Annotated in this window: 19 protein-coding genes; 13 read left to right on the top strand and 6 right to left on the bottom strand. The window is 71.1% G+C overall.

Annotated elements, in window-relative coordinates; translation table 11 throughout:
- Positions 1 to 88: 88 nt before the first annotated feature.
- The 5 genes from C4B68_RS28965 (at position 89) to C4B68_RS28945 (ending at position 5574) form a co-directional block, all read left to right on the top strand.
- Complete coding sequence (locus C4B68_RS28965) at positions 89 to 712, top strand: TetR/AcrR family transcriptional regulator (protein ID WP_099500854.1); 624 nt, start codon at positions 89 to 91, stop codon at positions 710 to 712.
- Positions 713 to 969: 257 nt separating this feature from the next.
- Positions 970 to 2007 (top strand): endonuclease/exonuclease/phosphatase family protein, encoded by a 1038-nt coding sequence (locus C4B68_RS28960; RefSeq protein WP_099500853.1) that lies wholly within the window; start codon positions 970 to 972, stop codon positions 2005 to 2007.
- A 242-nt stretch (positions 2008 to 2249) separates the two neighbouring features.
- On the top strand, positions 2250 to 3473 hold the full coding sequence (locus C4B68_RS28955) for an MFS transporter (protein ID WP_099500852.1): 1224 nt from the start codon (positions 2250 to 2252) through the stop codon (positions 3471 to 3473).
- Between the two features lie 197 nt (positions 3474 to 3670).
- A complete protein-coding gene (locus C4B68_RS28950) occupies positions 3671 to 4699 on the top strand; it encodes an ATP-binding cassette domain-containing protein (RefSeq protein ID WP_099500851.1) in 1029 nt (342 codons plus the stop codon).
- Complete coding sequence (locus tag C4B68_RS28945; RefSeq protein ID WP_099500850.1) at positions 4696 to 5574, top strand: ABC transporter permease; 879 nt, start codon at positions 4696 to 4698, stop codon at positions 5572 to 5574. The genes C4B68_RS28950 and C4B68_RS28945 overlap by 4 nt, the downstream gene beginning before the upstream one ends.
- 48 nt (positions 5575 to 5622) lie before the next feature.
- Here C4B68_RS28945 and C4B68_RS28940 read toward each other — a convergent pair whose 3' ends face one another.
- A complete protein-coding gene (locus C4B68_RS28940) occupies positions 5623 to 9039 on the bottom strand; it encodes an AfsR/SARP family transcriptional regulator (RefSeq protein WP_099500849.1) in 3417 nt (1138 codons plus the stop codon).
- 156 nt (positions 9040 to 9195) lie between these two features.
- Between C4B68_RS28940 and C4B68_RS28935 the strand changes: the two genes are divergently transcribed.
- The gene (locus C4B68_RS28935; RefSeq protein ID WP_099500848.1) at positions 9196 to 9996 is read left to right on the top strand and encodes a site-2 protease family protein; all 801 of its coding nucleotides are present in this window, start codon (positions 9196 to 9198) and stop codon (positions 9994 to 9996) included.
- On the opposite strand, the gene C4B68_RS28930 is transcribed toward C4B68_RS28935, so the two are convergent.
- The 3 genes from C4B68_RS28930 to C4B68_RS28920 all read right to left on the bottom strand — a co-directional run bounded on the left by C4B68_RS28930 (position 9986) and on the right by C4B68_RS28920 (position 12174).
- Positions 9986 to 10168 (bottom strand): hypothetical protein, encoded by a 183-nt coding sequence (locus tag C4B68_RS28930; RefSeq protein ID WP_099500847.1) that lies wholly within the window; start codon positions 10166 to 10168, stop codon positions 9986 to 9988. The two genes, C4B68_RS28935 and C4B68_RS28930, sit on opposite strands and share 11 nt — an antisense overlap.
- Positions 10169 to 10343: 175 nt before the next feature.
- Positions 10344 to 11063, bottom strand: a complete 720-nt coding sequence (gene npdG, locus C4B68_RS28925; protein WP_099500846.1) for an NADPH-dependent F420 reductase — start codon at positions 11061 to 11063, stop codon at positions 10344 to 10346.
- 37 nt (positions 11064 to 11100) lie between these two features.
- A complete protein-coding gene (locus C4B68_RS28920) occupies positions 11101 to 12174 on the bottom strand; it encodes a sialidase family protein (protein WP_099500845.1) in 1074 nt (357 codons plus the stop codon).
- Between the two features lie 148 nt (positions 12175 to 12322).
- Between C4B68_RS28920 and C4B68_RS28915 the strand changes: the two genes are divergently transcribed.
- A complete protein-coding gene (locus C4B68_RS28915) occupies positions 12323 to 12925 on the top strand; it encodes a hypothetical protein (RefSeq protein ID WP_099500844.1) in 603 nt (200 codons plus the stop codon).
- A 172-nt stretch (positions 12926 to 13097) separates the two neighbouring features.
- Here the strand turns inward: C4B68_RS28915 and C4B68_RS28910 are convergent, their stop codons facing one another.
- Positions 13098 to 13334 (bottom strand): hypothetical protein, encoded by a 237-nt coding sequence (locus C4B68_RS28910; RefSeq protein ID WP_099500843.1) that lies wholly within the window; start codon positions 13332 to 13334, stop codon positions 13098 to 13100.
- A gap of 58 nt (positions 13335 to 13392) precedes the next feature.
- Here C4B68_RS28910 and map point away from each other — a divergent pair, with 58 nt between their 5' ends.
- The gene (gene map / locus C4B68_RS28905) at positions 13393 to 14250 is read left to right on the top strand and encodes a type I methionyl aminopeptidase (RefSeq protein ID WP_099500842.1); all 858 of its coding nucleotides are present in this window, start codon (positions 13393 to 13395) and stop codon (positions 14248 to 14250) included.
- A 252-nt stretch (positions 14251 to 14502) separates the two neighbouring features.
- Positions 14503 to 15156 (top strand): biliverdin-producing heme oxygenase, encoded by a 654-nt coding sequence (locus C4B68_RS28900; protein WP_373682208.1) that lies wholly within the window; start codon positions 14503 to 14505, stop codon positions 15154 to 15156.
- A gap of 63 nt (positions 15157 to 15219) precedes the next feature.
- On the opposite strand, the gene C4B68_RS28895 is transcribed toward C4B68_RS28900, so the two are convergent.
- Positions 15220 to 15897, bottom strand: a complete 678-nt coding sequence (locus C4B68_RS28895; RefSeq protein WP_099500840.1) for a PhzF family phenazine biosynthesis protein — start codon at positions 15895 to 15897, stop codon at positions 15220 to 15222.
- A 281-nt stretch (positions 15898 to 16178) separates the two neighbouring features.
- Between C4B68_RS28895 and efeO the strand changes: the two genes are divergently transcribed.
- From efeO to C4B68_RS28875, 4 genes are read left to right on the top strand one after another with little or no spacing between them, the layout of a single operon-like run.
- On the top strand, positions 16179 to 17330 hold the full coding sequence (gene efeO / locus C4B68_RS28890) for an iron uptake system protein EfeO (RefSeq protein ID WP_099500839.1): 1152 nt from the start codon (positions 16179 to 16181) through the stop codon (positions 17328 to 17330).
- Positions 17331 to 17341: 11 nt separating this feature from the next.
- On the top strand, positions 17342 to 18601 hold the full coding sequence (efeB, locus tag C4B68_RS28885) for an iron uptake transporter deferrochelatase/peroxidase subunit (RefSeq protein ID WP_099500838.1): 1260 nt from the start codon (positions 17342 to 17344) through the stop codon (positions 18599 to 18601).
- Between the two features lie 3 nt (positions 18602 to 18604).
- The gene (gene efeU, locus C4B68_RS28880) at positions 18605 to 19486 is read left to right on the top strand and encodes an iron uptake transporter permease EfeU (protein WP_099500837.1); all 882 of its coding nucleotides are present in this window, start codon (positions 18605 to 18607) and stop codon (positions 19484 to 19486) included.
- A complete protein-coding gene (locus C4B68_RS28875) occupies positions 19437 to 20447 on the top strand; it encodes an SCO2278 family lipoprotein (RefSeq protein ID WP_099500836.1) in 1011 nt (336 codons plus the stop codon). The genes efeU and C4B68_RS28875 overlap by 50 nt, the downstream gene beginning before the upstream one ends.
- The last annotated feature ends 10 nt before the right edge of the window (positions 20448 to 20457 follow it).

Below are 20457 nucleotides of genomic sequence, written 5' to 3'. Positions count from 1 at the left end.
CGGGTGCCGAGCGTCCCGTACGCCAGAAACGACAGTCCCGTACGCCAGAGAAAATGAACGCAGGGCACCGAACGAAACGGAGTTCGACGTGAGCCTCGCGACGCAGAGCCGAGCCGGGCACGAGGGGCCCGTCAGGGGACGCCCCCGCAGCGAGGCCGTGGAGCGCTCGATCATCGAGGGCGTGATGAAGCTCCTGGAGGACGGCGTACCGCTCGGGGAGCTGTCCATCGAGCGCATCGCCCGCACCGCGGGCGTCGGCAAGGCGACCATCTACCGCCGCTGGAGCGGCAAGGAGGAGCTCTTCGTCGACGTACTGCGCGCCGCCGAGCCCCCGGACCCGGAACTCCCCGGCACCTCGATGCGCGACGACCTCGTCGTCCTCCTGAAGTCGCTGCGCCAACGCGGCCTGATCAACCGCTCGTCGGCGATGCTCCACAACGTGTACGCCCAGATGAAGAGCAGCCCCCGACTCTGGAACGCGTACCACACGACGGTCATCGCGCCGAGGCGCCGGCTGGGCCACGACGTCCTGCGCCGCGGACAGCGCAACGGCGAACTGCGCGAGGACGTCGACATAGACCTGGTCAGCGACCTGTTCGTCGGCCCGATGCTGGTACGCGCCCTCATGCGCCCGGAGGGCGACCTTCCGGAGGACCTCGCGGAGCGCATCGTCGACACGGTGCTGGAGGGACTGCGGCCGGATCATCCGTAATGCGCCGCACCTGTGACGAGCTTTACGCCGTGCTCCCGACCTCACGGACAGGGTTTCTGACGGTGTGTCCGACGGGGCGAATGTGCGCGTTTCGTCACAGAGGGCGCGCTCCGTGCCCGTATTCGGAACTCCGCACACGAAGTTGTACGTCCCCTTGCCCGTACGGCCGTCATGCGACGGCGAGAACGACGCCGATCATCCCCTAGGGTCGTAACCGAGGGACAGACGGTGCGCACGGCAGGTTGTGAGGCGACGGTATGGCGCAGGCGTATTTGACGGAGACGGGCAGCGGTGGCCAGGGGCCGGACCGCAGAGGATCCCGGCTTCGGCGCCTGGGCGACGGCTGGCGCGGCGATCGCGGCATCTGGCGCCGCGGGCTGATCCTGGCCGCGCTCGCGATGATCCTGTCCGTGGTGATGGTGCTGCACGCAAAGATCCCGAACAGGATCGGCAACCTCGGCAGCCTCACGGAGACGTTCCTGCCGTGGCTGGGCGCGCTCGTCCCGGTGCTGCTGCTCCTCGCCCTCGTACGGAAGTCCGCCACCGCGCTCATCGCCGTGCTGCTGCCCGCGATCGTCTGGCTGAACCTCTTCGGCGGACTGCTCACCGACAAGACCGCCAACGGCGGCGACCTCACCGTCGCCACGCACAACGTCAACGCCGACAACCCGGACCCGTCCGGCACCGCTCGCGACGTGGCCGCCTCCGGCGCCGACGTCCTGGCCCTGGAGGAGCTGACGGCCTCGGCGGTTCCGGTGTACGAGACGGCGCTGGCGTCGACGTACAAGTACCACTCGGTGCAGGGCACCGTCGGGCTGTGGAGCAAGTACCCGCTGACCTTCGCCCAGCCCGTGGACATCGAGCTGGGCTGGACGCGCGCCATGCGGGCGACGGTGACGACGCCGGCTGGACAGGTCGCCGTCTACGTCGCCCACCTGCCCTCGGTACGGGTGAAGCTGGAGGCCGGGTTCACCGCCCGCCAGCGCGACAAGAGCGCCGACGCGCTGGGCGAGGCGATCGCCGACGAGCCGCTGCAGCGGATCGTGCTGCTCGGCGACCTCAACGGCACGATGAACGACCGCGCGCTGAACGCCGTCACCGCGCAGATGCGCTCCACGCAGGGCGCGGCGGGCAGCGGCTTCGGGTTCAGCTGGCCGACGTCGTTCCCGATGGCCCGGATCGACCAGATCATGGTCAGGGGCGTCGAGCCGGTGACCTCGTGGACCCTGCCCGGGACCGGCAGCGATCACCTTCCGATCGCCGCCCGCGTCAAGATGGACGCAACCGCGTCTTAACTTCTTGGAATACTGGGCCTGAGAGGGTTTGTTCCCTAGCTGAACTTATGGCAGAAGCCGAGCTGTACGGCTGAAGCCGAACGTACGCCTGGGCCCACAGCCGACCCGACCCACGCGTCCCGTGCACATCGGTGTGCACGGGCGCGTCCATGCGTGCGCGTACGCCGCTGTGCGTACGCGCGCCCATGAACCGCTCGTCCCCGCCCCGCTCCGTGCTCTCCGCTCCTCTTGAAAGGCCCCTCATGCCTCTGGCCCTGCTCGCCCTCGCCGTGGGCGCCTTCGGCATCGGTACCACCGAGTTCGTGATGATGGGCCTGCTGCCCGAGGTCGCGGACGACCTGCACATCTCCATCCCCACCGCCGGGCACCTGGTCTCCGCGTACGCGCTCGGCGTCGTCATCGGCGCCCCGCTGCTCGCCGCCGCCACCGCCCGTATGTCCCGCCGCAAGGTCCTCGTTGCCCTGATGGTCCTCTTCGTGGCGGGCAACGCGTTCTCCGCCTTCGCCCCCGACTACCACTGGCTCGTGGCCGCCCGCTTCCTCAGCGGTCTGCCGCACGGCGCCTTCTTCGGCGTGGGAGCCGTCGTCGCCACCAGCCTGGTCGCCCCCGAGCGCAAGGCGCGCTCCGTCTCGCTGATGTTCCTCGGCCTGACCGTGGCGAACATCGCGGGTGTGCCCGTGGCCACGCTCATGGGCCAGCACCTGGGCTGGCGCGCGACGTTCCTGGGCGTGAGCGCGATCGGCGTGGCCGCCATAGCCTCGCTAGCGCTCCTGATTCCGCGTGATGGCGCCGAAGCCCCCGCCGGCGGACTGCGCGGCGAGCTGGCCGCCCTTCGCTCGCTCCCGGTCTGGCTGGCCCTGGGGACGACCGTGGCGGGCTTCGGCGCGCTCTTCTCCGCGTACAGCTACATCACGCCGATGCTCACGGACGCGGCCGGGTACAGCGATGGCAATGTGACGTTGCTCCTTGCCCTCTTCGGCGTCGGTGCGACGGCGGGCAACCTGGTGGGCGGCCGCCTCGCGGACCACTCCCTCCGGGGAACCCTCTTCGGCGGTCTGGCGGCCCTGGTCGCGGTCCTCGCGCTCTTCCCGGTCCTCATGACCGCCCAGTGGAGCGCGGCCGTCGCGGTCACCCTCCTCGGCGTTGCCGCGTTCATCACCGGCTCGCCCCTGCAGCTGATGGTCATGGAGAAGGCGTCCGCCGCGCCGTCCCTGGCGTCGTCCGCCAACCAGGCCGCGTTCAACCTCGCGAACGCCGGGGGTGCGTGGGTCGGGGGTCTCGCGCTGGCCGCCGGCTTCGGGGCGACGTCGCCCGCGCCGGCGGGGGCGGCTCTTGCCGTCCTCGGTCTCGCGGTGGCTGCCGCCGCGTATGGCGTCGACCGGCGGCGTGCGGCCGCCGGCGCGGCGACGCCGGGGCGCCTTGTCGCCGCCCATGTCCCGGCGTCGGAGGAGCACGTTCACCACTGAGGTGGGCCACCGACGAACTCACTTCACCGGGGAAGCGGTGCGGGTGGGTGGGTGCTGGGTTTTTCGCCCCCTCCGCCCCTGCCCGTCCCGTACTTGGGGCTCCGCCCCAGACCCCGCTCCTCAAACGCCGGAGGGGCTGAAAGCAGCTGTCGGCCGTCTGTCGGTGGTTTGTCGGTGGGGGCTGGCAGTTTGGCGGCATGACGCGAATCGACAAGAAGCCCGCAGGCGGCGGTCGCGCCGTCACCGTGCGAGGGCTGGTCAAGCACTACGGCGAGACCAGGGCACTGGACGGGGTGGACCTGGACGTGCATGAGGGCACCGTCCTCGGCGTGCTGGGCCCCAACGGCGCCGGCAAGACCACCCTCGTCCGCTGCCTGTCCACCCTCGTCACGCCGGACTCCGGGCAGGCCACGGTCGCCGGGTACGACGTGCTGAGGCAGCCCCGGCAGCTGCGCCGTGTGATAGGCCTCACCGGCCAGTACGCCTCGGTCGACGAGAAGCTCCCGGGCTGGGAGAACCTGTACATGATCGGGCGGCTGCTCGACCTGTCCCGCAAGGACGCCCGCCGGCGTGCCGACGAACTCCTGGAGCGCTTCTCGCTCACCGAGGCGGCGAAGCGCCCGGCGTCCACGTACTCCGGCGGTATGCGCCGCCGTCTCGACCTGGCCGCCTCCATGATCGGCCACCCGGCCGTGCTGTACCTGGACGAGCCGACGACCGGCCTCGACCCGCGCACCCGCAACGAGGTGTGGCACGAGGTCAAGCGCATGGTCGCCGACGGCGCCACCGTGCTGCTCACCACCCAGTACATGGAGGAGGCCGAGCAGCTGGCCTCCGAGCTGACGGTCGTCGACCGCGGCAAGGTCATCGCGAACGGCCGGATCGACGAACTGAAGGCACGGGTCGGCGGCCGCACGCTGCGGATCCGCCCCGTGGACCCGCTGGAGCTGCGCCCGCTCGCCGCGATGCTCGACGAGCTGGGCCTGACCGGTCTCGCCGCCTCGGCCGTGGACACCGAGACCGGCACCGTGCTCGTGCCGGTCCTCAGCGACGAACAGCTCACCGCCGTCGTCGGCGCGGTCACCGCGCGCGGCATCACCATCGGCTCCATCAACACCGAACTGCCCAGCCTGGACGAGGTGTTCCTGTCCCTCACCGGCCACAAGGCCAGTGTCCCGCAGGACGACACCGCCCCCGCCCCCGCCTACGAGGAGGTCTCCGCATGAGTGCCCGCCCGTCGCCCGCCACCACCCTTCCAAGGAGCGGCTCCGCCGCGCACCTCCCCTCTGTCGCCGAAGCCCCCCTCGCCGCCCAGGGCGACTCCCGTATCTCGCCCCGCGCGCACGCCCGCCACATCGGGGCCCTCGTCCGCCGCAATCTGCTGTGGATCCGCCAGGACCCGGAGTCGGTGTTCGACGCCATCCTGATGCCGATCGTCTTCACCCTGCTGTTCGTGTACGTCTTCGGCGGCTCCATCGGGCAGTCGCTGGGCGGCGGTCAGGACGCCTACGTGCAGTACGTGGTGCCCGGTCTGATGGCGATGACGGCGATGAACATCGCGACGGCCGTGGGCACCGGCTTCAACGAGGACTTCCAGAAGGGGGTGATGGACCGCTTCCGCACCCTGCCGATCGGCCAGGGCTCCGTGCTCTTCGCCAAGATCGTGGTGGAGCTGATGCGGATGCTCGTCGCGACGGCGATCCTCATGGTCGTCGGCGTGCTCGTCGGCTTCGACATCACCAGCTGGCCGGGCCTGTTCGCCTCCGTGGGGCTCTCCGTCCTCTTCGGCTCCGCCCTGATGTGGATCTTCCTGGTCCTCGGGGTGACGATGAAGAACGCCCAGTCCGTGCAGGCGATGGGCTTCCTGGTGCTGATGCCCCTGCAGTTCGGTTCGTCGATCTTCTCGCCGACCGCGACCATGCCCGGCTGGCTGCAGAACTTCACCGACTACAACCCGCTGTCCGCGCTCGCCGACGCCGCGCGCGGTCTGATGGTGGGCGGCCCGGTCGCGCACGACCTGTGGGTGACCCTCGGCTGGACGGCGGGGCTCACGGTGGTCATGGCGCCGATCGCGATCCACAAGTTCCGTACCAAGAGCTGACGTTCGGCGGCCACGGAACGGACGGGCGGCCACGGCCCCCGGTCCGCGTCAGACGAGGGCGGCGGCCTCCTCCCGGGAGAGCCCGCCGCCCTCGGCGTACGCGGCGTCGTACGCCGCATCGTCGAGTACGGCCCGCACGCGCGCCTCGGCCCGCGCGCGTATCTCGTCCTCCGTCGGGCCCTTGTAGTGGCCCGGCGGCAGCAAGTGGTCGGCAGCGCCCAGGAGCCGGGCCGCGTCACGGGCGCGGCGGCCGCCGTCCAGGCCGGTGAGGGCGACGGCGGCGGTGGTCAGATGCGCGGAGGTCATATGCGGCGCGATCATCAGCGTCAGCGGGTCCATGGACAGGGCCATCGCCTCGCGCGCCTTGTCCAGGGCGCTCGGGTACTTCCCCTCCTCCGCGTCCAGCCAGGCCTCCACGCCGATGACGAACCCGTCGAAGACCGCGAAGGTGCTGGCCACGAAGTCCCTGCGCAGCAGCCGCAGCTCCTCACGCGCCTCGGGGATCCGGCCGCTGCGGCCGAGCCACATGGCGAGGAAGAGCCGGGCGGCGGGCATGGCCTCGTTGAGGGCGCCGTGGCCCTCCGCCAGCACCTCGCGGATCATCCGCTCGCCCCGCTCGGGCTCCCCCAGCTCGAAGTACGTACTGCCGAGCCGGACCTTGAGCACCGCCGTCTGGGCGCGGGCGCCCAGCCGTTCGGCATACGTTCGCGCCTCCGCGTAGTCCGCCGCGGCGGCCGCGAAATCGCCCCTGCGCTCATAGGCCTCGCCGCGCGCGGAGAGCGACTCGGCGGCGCCCCAGGCGTCGCCGACCCGGGCGAAGATCTCCAGCGCCTCGTCGGCGTCACGCCTCGCGTCGCCCGCCATGTCGGCGCGGTTGGCGCGGATGTTTGCGCGTATCTGCAGCGCGGCGGCGAGTTCCCACTCGTAGCCGAGCTCGCGGCAGGCGCCGATCGACGTGTCGATGACGTCGCTCACCTGCTCCAGGTCGCCGGTGAGCAGGACGGCGTAAAACCAGAGGCTGCCGGGGCTGCGGCAGGTCTGCGGGAGTCCGGGCCGGTAGGTCGCGCTGATGGCGCGCAGCTTCTCCTTGGCCTGCGGGGTCTGCCAGGCGTCCAAGTCCATGTCCATACAGGCGAGATGGACGAGGTGTACACCGCGCCGGGCCTCTTCGAGGACCTCCGGGCGCATCGGCGGCGGGGCGTCCGTGCACCTCTCGTACAGCGGCTCGGCCTGGCGAAGGGGCGGTGCGAAGGGGTCGGGGCCGAGGGCCATGGCTTCCTGGGACCAGGTACGGGCGTCGATGCGCTGGTCGCGGATCTGCCAGTACCAGGCCAGGGAGAGGACGAGGCAGATGGTCTCCTGCTCGTCGCGTCCGGCGACCGCGTGCCGCAGGGCGGTGCGCAGATTCTCGTACTCGCGTTCAAGGAGCGCGATCGCGGCACCCTGTCCGGGGCCGCGCAGTCCGGGGTCGGTGGTGCGGGCGAGTTCGCGGTAGTACGTGAGGTGGGCGCGCTCGGCGGTGGGGCGGTCGCCGGACTCGTCGAGGTGCTCGCCAGCGTACTCGGCGACGGTCTCCAGGAGCCGGTAGCGCATCTCGTCCTCGCCCGAAGGGGCGGCGACGACAAGGGACTTGTCGACGAGCGAGCCGAGCGCTTCCAGCGCGGCGGGCCCGCAGACCGCCTCGGCGGCGGCGAGGTCGCAGCCGCCCGCGAAGACGGACAGCCGCCGCAGGACGTCCCGTTCGTCCTCGTCGAGCAGGTCCCAGGACCAGTCGACGACGGCGCGCAGGGTCTGCTGCCGGGGCAGGACGGTACGGCTGCCCGAGGTCAGCAGCCGGAAGCGGTCGTCGAGCCGGTCGGCGATCTGCCGGGGGGTGAGCATCCGCAGCCGGGCGGCGGCGAGTTCGATGGCGAGCGGGAGGCCGTCGAGGCGCCGGCAGATCTCGGCCGCCGCGGACGGGTCGTCCTCGACCCGGAAGCCGGGCCGGGCCGCGGCCCCGCGGTCGGCGAGCAGCCGCAGCGCGACGGGCTCCGGCAGCGGCTCCACGGGACGCAGCAACTCCCCCGGTACGCCGAGGGGTTCGCGACTGGTGGCGAGTACGGTCAGTCCCGGACACCGCTCCAGCAACTCCTCGACGAGGTGCGCGGCAGCGTCCACGACGTGCTCGCAGTTGTCGAGGATGAGCAGCATGCGCCGCTTGGCACAGTGCTCGGCGAGCCGGGTGAGCGGGTCGTCGTGCCGGTCGGCCACGGCCCGCATCTCCTCGGCACCGGCACCGCGCAGCACGGTCTCGCGCGCGCCGACGGCCGTCAGCACGGCCTCGGGCACCGCCTTCGGGTCATCCACCGGCGCGAGCTCGGCCAGCCACACCCCGTCCCGCGCCGCATACGCCACGGCCTCCGCCGCCTCCTGCGACAACCGTGTCTTCCCGGCCCCGCCGGGCCCGAGCAACGTCACCAGCCGGGCCGCCGCGAGGTCGCCCCGAATGGTGTCGATATCGGCTTCCCGGCCCACAAAGGAGGTGAGGCGGGCGCGGAGATTGCCGGGGGGTGGGGGTGCGGGGCGGGTACGGGAAAGCCGGGCGGGCCCGGCGTCGGGGGCGGAGGCGGCTCCAACTGGAGGTCCCCCGGCCAGGGCGCCCGCGCGTGCGCCCTGCGGGCCGGCGCGGTGCGCGGCGGCGTTCCCCGCGCCCGCGCCGTACGGCTCTCGGCCAGGCCCCGCCACGGCGGGTCCTTCGCCCGGGGTCAGCAACTCCCCATAGAGGGAACGGAGTTCGGGACCAGGGGCCGAGCCCAGGCGGTCGGACAACAGCGCGCGTACGGACTCGTACGCGGCGAGGGCCTCGGCCGGGCGGCCGGCGGCGCGGAGGGCGCGGAGGCGGAGGGCGTGGAGGGCCTCGTCCAGGGGGTGGAGATCGCAGAGGGCGGTGACTTCAGGGAGGGCCGCCTCGGCCTGGCCGAGGGCGAGGGCCGCGGTGAGGCGGGCGCGGCGGACGTCGAGGCAGCGGGTCTCCCAGCGGGCCGATTCCGCCGTGCGGTCCGGGAGGTCGGCGAGGGCCGGCTCCCGCCACAGGGCCAGCGCGTCGTCGAGGACCGCGGCCGCCTTCGCGGGGTCGCCGTCGGCGAGCGCGCGCGTGCCCTCCCCCGCGAGCCGCTCGAAACGGTGCAGATCGATGTCGTCGGCGCTCGCGGCGAGCCGGTAACCGCCGTCCGCCGACTCCACGGCGTCCGGCCCGAGCGCCCTGCGCAGCCGCCCGACCAGCGCCTGCAGCGCGCCGGGCGCGTCGGCGGGCGGGGCGCCGTCCCACACCTCGTCGACCAGGACGCCCACGGGCACGGTCCGTCCGGCCCGCAACGCGAGCACGGTCAGCAGGGCACGCAGCCGCGCCCCGCCGACCGGGACGGGCGTGCAGTCGGCGCGGAGTGCCTGGGTGGTGCCGAGAATGCGGTAGCGCACGGGGTCCATTGTCTCCGGTGACGTCAGGTGCGGGGGCCCGGCACTTCCGATCGCCCCATCCCCTACCCTCCCCGGAACCAATGCCCGATAGCGAGACGTTTTCGGCGTGAGCCCGGTACGGTCGGGCAGGCCCGAGCACACACGCACCGCCAGCCAGGGAGCGCCATGACCACCGCAGCCGCCCGCCGGAGTGAACGGAGGATCAGTCCCGTCTTCGTCGGGATCGTGGCCGTGATGGCGGTGACCGGCTGGGCGACCTGGAGCGGGTTCGCCGAGGAGCCCGGTGTGGCCGTGTTCCTCTTCGTGACGGCCGGGTGGATCGTCTCCCTCTGTCTGCACGAGTACGCGCACGCGCGCACCGCCCTGCACAGCGGCGACATCTCGATCGGCGCCAAGGGCTACCTGAGCCTCAATCCTCTTGCCTACACGCACGCACTGCTCAGCATCGTGCTGCCCGTGATCTTCGTCATCCTGGGCGGGATCGGTCTGCCGGGCGGCGCGGTCTTCATCGAGCGCGGCCGCATCCAGGGCCGCTGGAAGCACAGCTTGATCTCGGCCGCGGGCCCGCTGACGAACGTGCTCTTCGCCGTCGTCTGCACGGCCCCGTTCTGGCTGCACACCCTGGACGGCGTCCCGGACCCCTTCCGATACGCTCTGGCGTTCCTCGCGCTGCTCCAGGTCACGGCCGCGATCCTGAACTTCCTGCCGGTCCCGGGCCTGGACGGCTACGGCGTGATCGAGCCCTGGCTGTCGTACAACATCCGCCGCCAGGTGGAGCCGTTCGCCCCCTTCGGCCTGCTCGCGGTGTTCGCGGTGCTGTGGATCCCGTCGGTCAACAGCGCGTTCTTCGAGGCGATCTACTCGGTCCTGGGCGCCCTGGGCATCGACGACGCGCAGCGTTACTGCGGCCAGGACCTCTACCGCTTCTGGGACGGCGTCGACGAGTACTGCACGCTCAGCCGCTGACGGAGTCGCCCCGGGCCTTGCCCTTCCGCGCGTAGTACCACGTCATGTTGGACGACACACCCGCCAGCAGCACCCACACGATCCCCAGCCAGCTGCCCTGCGCGAAGGAGACCACGGCCGCGGCGACGGAGAGGATGCAGACGGTGAGGGCGTAGAGGGCGAGGCGGGGCATGGGGGGCTGGCTCCTGACAGACGGACGGATCGCTGGTGCTACGGCGTCCAGTGTCCCTCATGCCCGTACGGCGCCCGCGCCTCGGTGCACCCCACGCCCGTACGGCGCCCGCGCCTCGGTGCACCCCACGCCCGTCCGGCGCCAGCGCCTCGGTGCACCCCACGCCCGTACGCCGCTATACGTCCGTCACCCGCAGGCCCGCGTGCGCCTTGTAGCGCCGGTTCACGGAGATCAGGTTGGCGACCAGGGACTCGACCTGGTGGGCGTTGCGCAGGCGGCCGGAGAAGATGCCGCGCATGCCGGGGATGCGGCCGGCGAGGGCCTGGACCATCTCGACGTCGGCGCGCTCCTCGCCGAGGACCATCACATCGGTGTCGATCTCCTCGATCACCGGGTCCTGGAGGAGGACGGCGGAGAGGTGGTGGAAGGCGGCGGTGACGCGGGAGTCGGGCAGCAGGGCGGCGGCCTGTTCGGCGGCGCTGCCCTCCTCCGGCTTCAGCGCGTACGCGCCCTTCTTGTCGAAGCCGAGCGGGTTGACGCAGTCGACGACGAGCTTGCCGGCCAGTTCCCCGCGCAGGGATTCGAGGGTCTTGCCGTGGCCCTCCCACGGCACGGCGACGATCACGATGTCGCTGCGCCGCGCGCACTCGGCGTTGTCGGCGCCCTCGACGCCGTGCCCGAGCTCCGCGGCGGCGGCCTGTGCGCGTTCGGTGGCGCGGGAGCCGATGATCACCTTCTGTCCGGCCCTGGCGAGCCGGTAGGCGAGGCCCTTGCCCTGGGGGCCGGTGCCGCCGAGCACGCCGACGACGAGCCCGGACACGTCGGGCAGGTCCCAGGGGTCCTTGGCGGGGGCCTTCTCTGCGCTGGTGGCGGAGGCGCTGTCACTAGTGGTCATGGCCCGACTTTACGTGCGCGGGATCGCGCCCGCGGGCTCAGGTGAGGGCGGTCACGGGAATGCGGCGGAAGGTGATCGTCTCGTACGCGCCGAAGTCGCCCGTCTCGTAGAGGAGGCCGACGGTCGACGCGTCGACGCGTACGAGATCGGAGTACGCGGCGGGCAGCCCGTCCAGGGTGTACGCCGTGCGCCAGGTGGTGCCGCCGTCCGCGCTGGCGCGCACGGTCATCAGGGCGCGAAAGCCGGGGTCGGCGGGGCCCGAGTACAGGAGCAGGTCGGGGTCGCGGAGCTGGAGCAGGCTGCCCTGGACGACGGGGGTGACGAGCCCGGCCTGCGGGCGGAAGGGCTTCACCAGGGTCTTTCCCCCGTCCTTGGAGTGGGCGTCGGCGCGGTTGCCCGGGGACGGGGAGTCGTTGCGGGAGTTGAAGTAGACGCGTCCGTCGGGGAGTTCGGCGGCGGTCGTCTCATTGGCGTTGATGTAGTTGTCGGGGTTCTGGTCGATGTAGCCGAGGTACCAGGTCTCGCCACGGTCGTCGCTGAGCAGGCAGTGGCCGCTGTTGTACTTCGCTTCGGTGCCGTTGTCCGTGCCGGTGGGCGGCACGGTGTGGTTGCCGGGGACGACGACCCGGCCGGTGCCGAGCTGGATGGCGTGCCCGGGCGTGGTGGCGTACCACCGCCAACTCGTCTTCTTCACCTGCCCGGTGATCTCCCTCGGGCTCGACCAGGTGACCCCGTCGTCGTCGCTGTGCCGCACCCAGACGCGCCGCCCGTCGGCCGCCGTCACCTTGCCGCGCCGGATGGCGTCCTCGCTCGCGGTGGCCGCGTTGCGGACGTGTACGAGCAGGACGCGGCCGGTGTCGAGGACGACGGGCGCCGGGTTGCCCGCGAGGTTGTCGCCGTTCTTGGCGACGGCCTGGAGCGGGCCCCAGGTACGGCCGCCGTCCGTCGAACGCTTCAGCACGATGTCGATGTTGCCGTGGTCCTGCGCGGAGCCGACGCGCCCCTCGCAGAAGGCGAGAAGCGTGGCGGCGCGGGTGACGACGACCGCGGGGATGCGGAAGCTGGCGTAGCCTTCGCGGCCTGCTCGGAACGGCGTGCTCGTCTCTGCCATAGGGGGCTCCTGGGGGCGTCGGAGACGCATCGGGAAGGACTTCTTGAGCGCTTCTCGTGTGGCCGGTGATGCGTGCCTCTGCCCAGCTTGGGCGAATTCGTGGTGAACTCCGGGTCACGAGTGGCAGGTTGGGGCAGGATGCGTGCGCATGGATGCCGTACGGGTCGCGTTGTTGCGCGAAGTGCTCGCCGGGACGGAGTGGTTGGGGGCCACACGGCGGTTCGCGGGGGCGTTGCGCGGGTCCGTGGTGTCGTACGGGGGCGGGTTGCTGCTGGTGGGGACCGAGGAGTATGAGCCCTGGCATCTCGCGGCACACCTGGTGGACGAGGCGGCGTGGTCGGGGACGCCGGAGCTGTCGCCGACGCTGGTGCGGCACGCCGCGCGGGACTCCGATCCGGCCCACCTGACGGTGGGGCTCGGGCGCATCGAGGCGGCGCGGCGCGGAGAGACGTTGCTCGTGGTGTCGTCGGCCTCGCCGGGCGACGCGCTGCTGGAGCGGGTCCATGACGCGCGGCGGGCCGGGGCGACGGTGCTGGCGCTTTCCGCGGGGGACCGGGAGCTGGGGGCTCTGGCCCACGAGGCGCTTGCCGTGCCGGCCGATCCCGAGCTCGATCTCGACACCGTGCAGCATCTTGTCAGTGCGGCGGCCGGGGAGAACGCGTTGCCGGCTCCGCGGGGGCGGCGGCGGTTCCGGGACCGGTTGTCCCGGCTCGCGGATCAGCTGACGGATCCGCCGTCGGCGCGGTGGTAGCCACCGGGGGCCGATGGCCGCTCTCGCCGCCTGTGCCCGGCCTGGCGGCCGGGCTGCATTCCCCGCCCGCGCACCGCCCGTGACTGTTACCTGGCAAGTACGGGTCTCCCGTGGGGGTGATCGCCGTCGGCGGCTGCCGGCCGTCGAGCGGCGCGGCCCGCCCCAGCCCCTCTCAGTCGTCCTTGGGCCCCGGCTCCGTCCCGGACCCGTCATGCCACCTGGGGTCCGTTTCCCACTCGAGGTTCCGCTCGCGGGCGATGTCCATCGCGCGCTGCGCCTCCTGGCGGGAGGCGTACGGGCCGAAGCGGTCCTTGCCCGGGCAGTCGGGGCCTTCCTCGACCTTCTTGTGCTCCAGGCAGTAGTACCACTCGCCGGGCTTGCCGACGGTTCGCTTCTTGAAGAGGGCCATGGACGGCTCCTTTCGCCACAGACATGGTCCCCCACGCCCGCTGGTTAGACTCGCTGACATGTCTGGCCAGTCGCTGCTCGTACCAGGGGAGCTCTCTCCCACCCGTACCGTCCCGGGAAACATCCGGCGTCCCGAGTACGTGGGCAAGCCCGCGCCCACGCCGTACACCGGCCCCGAGGTGCAGACGCCCGAGACGATCGAGGCGATGCGGACCGCCGGGCGGATCGCCGCTCAGGCGATGGCCGAGGCCGCCAAGCTCATCGCGCCGGGAGTGACGACGGACGAGCTGGACCAGGTGGCGCACGACTATATGTGCGACCACGGCGCCTACCCCTCGACTCTCGGCTACCGCGGTTTCCCCAAGTCGCTGTGCTCCTCCGTCAACGAGGTCATCTGCCACGGCATCCCGGACTCCACGGTCCTGCGGGACGGCGACATCGTCAACCTGGACGTGACGGCGTACATCGGCGGGGTGCACGGCGACAACAACGCGACCTACCTGGTCGGTGACGTGGACGAGGAGAGCCGGCTGCTCGTCGAGCGGACCCGCGAGTCCCTCAACCGCGCCATCAAGGCGGTCAAGCCCGGCCGCCAGATCAACATCATCGGGCGCGTCATCGAGTCGTACGCCAAGCGCTTCGGCTACGGGGTCGTGCGGGACTTCACCGGGCACGGGATCAACTCCTCCTTCCACTCCGGGCTGATCATTCCGCACTACGACAGCCCGCACGCGACGACCGTCATCCAGCCGGGGATGACCTTCACCATCGAGCCCATGCTCACGCTCGGTACGCACGAGTACGACATGTGGGACGACGGCTGGACCGTCGTGACGAAGGACCGGAAGCGTACGGCTCAGTTCGAGCACACGCTCGTGGTCACGGACACCGGGGCGGAGATCCTCACCCTGCCGTAGGCCATCGCCCGGCACTCCTGCCGAAAGCCATCGCCTGGCCCCCTGCAGTAAGCCACGAGCCGGGCCCCGTCCCCGCCTCTTCAGCCCGCCCTGTCCACAGGGCGGGCTTTGGCATGTGGGCCTGATCAGGAATCCGGGTACGCTTTTACCGACAGAATGTCGGCAAGTGGTTGACCCTAACCATAGAAGATGCGATCAACGCTCGTCCTCTTCGGCACCGGAGGCCTCATGAACGCGACGGACACGACGGACATGTCGAGCACCGCCTTCTCGACCCTCATCCGCACCGCGTCGCACGAGCAGCACACCGAGGCCGAGACCTCGACATTCATGAGCGACCTGCTCGGCGGCCGGCTCGGCGTCGACGCGTACGCGCGCTACACCGAGCAACTGTGGTTCGTGTACGAGGCGCTGGAGGCGGACGTCGAGCGCCTGGCGGACGATCCGGTGGCCGGGCCCTTCCTCCGGCCCGAGCTGCTGCGCCGCACCGCCCTCGCGCGCGACCTGGCCCACCTCCGGGGCCCCGGCTGGCGCGCGACGCTCACCGCGCTGCCCGCGACCCAGGCGTACGCCGCCCGCGTCGCTGAGTGCGCCCGGCGGTGGCCCGCCGGATATGTCGCCCACCACTACACCCGCTACCTCGGCGACCTCTCCGGCGGCCAGATCATCCGCGGCAAGGCGGAGCAGACCTGGGGCTTCGCCCGCAAGGGCGACGGCGTCCGCTTCTACGTCTTCGAGGACATCTCCAACCCGGCCGCGTTCAAGCGGAGTTACCGCGAACTGCTGGACGGGGTCCGCGCCGACGACCTGGAGAGAAAGCGCATCATCGCGGAATGCAAGCGGGCGTTCGCCCTGAACACCGGTGTCTTCCGTGCCCTCGGGGAAGAGTTCCCCCTGTCCGCGTGACCGTCTCGGGGCTCTGCCCCGGACCCCGCTCCTCACACGCCGGAGGGGCTTGATCCGGCCCTCTCACCGCTCCAGCCGCACCCGACCCCCCACCTCAACCCAACCCCCCGGCTGCGGCGCCGTGAGCATCTGCGACCCGACCCCCTGGACGATGTTCAGCGCACGGCCCAACTGCTGGGTCAGCAGCAGCGCCGCCGCCCCGGTGGCCTCGTCCTCGTCGATTCCGTCGTCCCGCCCGGGAAACGCGCGGGCCCGTACCCGCCCGGCCGCCTCGTCCTCCCAGGCCCAGGCGTAGACCCTCCCCCACTGCCCGAAAGGCGTGGGAGGTGCCCCCACACCCGGCGCCTGCACGGGCAGCGCGTCGATCTCGGCGGCGGAACCGTACTGCCGCAGCGTGCGCGGCGGCGCCCACTCCGCCCGCGCCTCGATCCAGCTGAACTCGCCGTCCAGCCGTACGCCGATCACCCCGGCAGGTGTGACCAGTTCGGGCACGTCGAGCAGCCAGCCCACCCCGACGCACGGATGCCCGGCGAACGGCAGCCGCAGCGTGGGCGTGTAGATGTCGATGACCCCACGCTCGGGGTCGTCGACGAACACGGTCTCGCTGAAGCCGAGCTTCGCGGCGAACGCCTGCCGTTCCTCGCGCTCCGGCATCACCGAGCCCTCGCGCACTACAGCGAGCTCATTGCCATACCCGCCGCCGGGTCCGCAGAAGACCCGCAGCACGTCGTAGTTACTCACTCCAGCATTCAAACACCACCCGCGCCGCGAGACCGTCCCAGGCCGCGGGACCGCCCGGGCAGGGGCCAGGAGCGGATGAGCCGGCCTTCGGGCCGGCGACGCAGGCCCGGTCGTGCCCGCGCCCGCCAACCACCGTGATCGGCCCGTGCACTTACACCGTCCATGAGAGCTGAATCACCGCACACGCGAGGTACTACACAGGTAAGCCTCAGTTAAGTTAGGGGAGCCTATCCACGACTGCGTGATCCCTCACGCGATTGTTCGCCACTCCTGGAGCCCGCATGCGCGCCGTCAGACTCTCCGTCGTCACCGCCGCCGCCACCGTGGCGGCTTTGACCGCTGTCACCGGCTGCACCGAGAAAGGCAGTTCGGGGGACGGCGACGGCGTGATCACCGTGACCGCGACGGACGACAAGTGCGAGGTGTCCAAGACGGAGGTGGCCGCCGGGAGCGTCGAGCTGGCCGTCGAGAACAAGGGCTCCAAGGTCACCGAGGTCTACATCCTCTTCCCGGACGACCGGGTCGTCACCGAGCGCGAGAACATCGGCCCCGGCACCAAGCAGCGGGTCACCGCCGAGGTGAAGGCCGGCGATTACCAGATCGCCTGCAAGCCGGGTATGAAGGGCAAGGGCATCCGCCAGGACATCAAGGTCACCGGCGGCTCAACCGCCCAGCGCGACCCGCGCCTGGACAAGGCCGTGGCCGCGTACCGCGAGTACGCGCAGACGCAGGCCGACGAGACGCTGCCCAAGGTCGAGACCTTCGTCAAGGCGGTCAAGGACGGCGACATGGAGGCCGCGAAGGCGGCGTACGCGCCCTCCCGCATCGGCTGGGAGCGCACCGAGCCGGTCGCCGAGTCCTTCGGTGACATCGACCCGAAGGTCGACCTGCGCGAGGACGGTCTGGAGGACGGCCAGGACCTCGAGAAGGACTGGACCGGCTGGCACCGCCTCGAACGCTCGCTGTGGAAGGACAAGAAGCTCACGGACCGGGACAAGGAGCTCGCCGACCAGCTGGTGAAGGACCTCGCGGACTGGCAGAACCGGGTCGGCAAGGCCGAGATCACCCCGACCTCCATGGCCAACGGCGCCAAGGAGCTCCTCGACGAGGTCGCCACCGGCAAGGTCACCGGCGAGGAGGAGCGCTACTCGCACACGGACCTGGTCGACTTCAAGGCCAACGTCGAGGGCGCCGAGACGTCGTACGAACTCCTCAAGCCGGTTGCCCAGGAGAACGACGCGGCGCTCACCACCGAGCTGGACAAGCAGTTCGCCGCGCTGAACACGCTGCTCGACAAGTACCGCGCGGACAACACCTCCTACGACTTCACCTCGTACGACAAGGTCGGCGAGGCCGACCGCAAGGAGCTGTCGGACGCGGTCAACGCGCTCGCCGAGCCCCTGTCCAAGCTCGCCGCCGCCGTTGTGAAGTAAGGGGCACCCTCATGACGGACACTTCGAAATCCCAGGCCCCGTCCCGGCGTTCACTGATCGGCTGGGGCGGTGCCGGGCTCGCGCTCGGCGCCGCAGCGGCCGGCGGCGCCGTGGCGATGGCCCGCACCGGCAACGACGTGGACCCGACCGCCGCCGAGACGGGCGCCCCGGTGGAATTCCACGGCGCGCACCAGGCGGGCATCGCCACGCCCGTGCAGGACCGGCTGCACTTCGCCGCGTTCGACGTGGAGACCGACGACCGCGCCGAGTTCGTGCGGATGCTGAAGGACTGGACGGTGGCCGCACGGCGGATGACCGCCGGACAACCGGTCGGCGAGGGCGCGTACGGCGGCCTGGCGGAGGCGCCGCCGGACGACACCGGTGAGGCACTGGGCCTCAAGCCGTCCCGGCTGACGCTGACGATCGGCTTCGGCCCGTCGCTGTTCGAGAAGTTCGGGCTGGCGGACATGCGTCCGGAGGCGCTCGTCGACCTGCCGAAGTTCTCCGGCGACAACCTCGACAAGAACCGCAGCGGCGGCGACCTGTGCATCCAGGCCTGCGCGGACGACCCGCAGGTCGCCGTGCACGCCATCCGCAACCTCGCCCGCATCGGCTTCGGCAAGGTCGTCATCCGCTGGTCGCAGCTCGGCTTCGGCAAGACGTCGTCGACGACGCCGGAGGCACAGACCCCGCGCAACCTCATGGGCTTCAAGGACGGCACCCGCAACATCGCGGGCACCGAGACCGACCGGTTGAAGAAGTTCGTCTGGGTGGACGAGAAGGATGTCGACGAGAAGTCAGCCTGGATGACCGGGGGCTCGTATCTCGTCGCCCGCCGCATCCGGATGCACATCGAGACGTGGGACCGTACCTCGCTGCAGGAACAGGAGGACATCTTCGGCCGCGACAAGGGCGAAGGCGCCCCGGTCGGCAAGGCGAAGGAGCGCGACGAGCCGTTCCTGAAGGCGATGAAGCCCGAGGCGCACGTCCGGCTCGCGCACCCCGACACCAACGACGGGGCGACGATCCTGCGCCGCGGCTACTCCTTCACCGACGGCACCGACGGCCTCGGCCGCCTGGACGCGGGCCTGTTCTTCCTCGCCTACCAGCGGGACGTCCGCAAGGGCTTCATCCCCATCCAGCGCAGCCTGGCGATCGACGTCCTCAACGAGTACATCCAGCACGTGGGTTCGGCGATCTTCGCAATCCCGCCCGGCGTCCGCGACAAGGACGACTGGTGGGGCCGGACGCTGTTCTCCAGGGAGGCGTAGCCCGTGTTCTCCAACTATCTGATCGGTCTGCGCGAGGGCCTGGAGGCCAGCCTCATCGTCTGCATCCTGATCGCCTACCTGGTGAAGACGGACCGCAAAGACGCGTTGCAGCCGGTCTGGGCCGGCATCGGTGTCGCGGTCGCCCTCGCCCTGGGCTTCGGCTGCGCGCTCGAATTCGGCTCCCAGGAGCTGACGTTCGAGGCGCAGGAGGCGCTGGGCGGCAGCCTGTCGATCCTCGCCGTGGTCCTGGTCACGTGGATGGTGTTCTGGATGCGGCGCACCGCCCGGCACCTGAAGTCCGAACTGCACGGCAAGCTCGACGCTGCCCTGGCGATGGGCACGGGCGCACTGGTCGCGACGGCCTTCCTGGCGGTGGGCCGCGAGGGCCTGGAGACCGCGCTGTTCGTGTGGGCGTCGGTGCACGCGGCCGGCGACGGGACACCGCGCCCGCTGATCGGCGTCGGCCTGGGCCTGGCCACCGCGGTGTTGATCGGCTGGCTGTTCTACCGGGGCGCGTTGAAGATCAACCTCGCCAAGTTCTTCACCTGGACCGGCGCCATGCTGGTCGTGGTCGCGGCGGGCGTCCTGGCGTACGGCTTCCACGACCTCCAGGAGGCCGACTGGCTGCCCGGCCTGAACAACCTGGCCTTCGACATCAGCGGCACGATCCCGCCGGACAGTTGGTACGGCACCCTCCTGAAGGGCGTCTTCAACTTCCAGCCGGATCCGACGGTCCTCCAGGTCACGGTGTGGGCTCTGTACATGATCCCGGTACTCGCGCTGTTCTTCGCCCCGGTAGGGTTCGCCTCCGGGAAGGGGAAGGTGAAGGTAGCCGATGAGCAGGGATCGCAGCCTTCGAAGGCTTCGCACTCTTCGAGGGATTGACCGGATCGCACTCGCAGCGGCCTCGGTGACCGCTTTGTCGTTGACGGCGAGCGGCTGCGTGGTGGTGCACGGCGAGCGGGAGGTCGTACCGACGGCGACACGGGCCGAAGCCGCCCGCGCGCTCAAGGACTTCACCACCGCGTACAACCAGGCGGACAAGGAGTACGACCGTTCGCTGGACGCGGACCGGGTCACCGGGCCGCTCGCGGACATCGACGGAGCCAAGCTCAAGGCCGGGCGCAAGAACCACCCGGAGGGCAACCCGGCGCATGCGCCGCTGAAGTTCACCGACTCCAAGTTCGTGATACCCGCGAAGGCGGCCTGGCCGCGCTGGTTCGTGGCCGACACTGCGGCCAACAAGGGCCTGGCGACCAGCCGTTGGCTGCTCGTGTTCACCCGCGCCAGTGCGAACGACGTCTGGCAGGTCTCGTATCTGACCGTCCTCTCCGCCGACGAGGTACCGGCGTTCAAGACGGACGACGAAGGCTGGGCCGAGCCGGTCACGCCGGACGACGCGGCGCTCGCGATCGAGCCGGAGAAGCTGAGCCAGTCGTACACGACGTATCTGAAGGCCGGCGGTGACGCCTTCGCCACGGGCGCCCACACCTCGCAGTGGCGGGACCAGCGCAAGAAGTTCGCCAGCAAGCCCGGGCTCGCCCGGCAGTACATCGACGAGCCGCTGACCTCGGGCGACTACGCCCCGGTGGGCCTGCGCACGACGGACGGCGGGGCGCTGGTGTTCTTCACCACGCACCGCTACGAGAAGCAGACCGCCGCCGCGGGCGCCGAGATCCCCACCCCCTCGCCGGAGGTCCAGGCCCTGACCACCGGCGAGATCAAGCAGTCGCTGACCCTGGAGTTCATCTCCAACCAGGCGGCCCTGGACCCGGCGAAGGGCGCCCAGGACGGGGTGTCGATCCTCGGCCGTATCGAGGGGCTGACGGGCGCGAAGGGCGAGTAGCGGCCTGGCC

The organism is Streptomyces dengpaensis (assembly GCF_002946835.1).
Taxonomy (GTDB): Bacteria; Actinomycetota; Actinomycetes; order Streptomycetales; family Streptomycetaceae; genus Streptomyces; species Streptomyces dengpaensis.
Note: the sequence above shows the minus strand (reverse complement) of the source record. Positions and strands in the feature narration are given on the sequence as shown.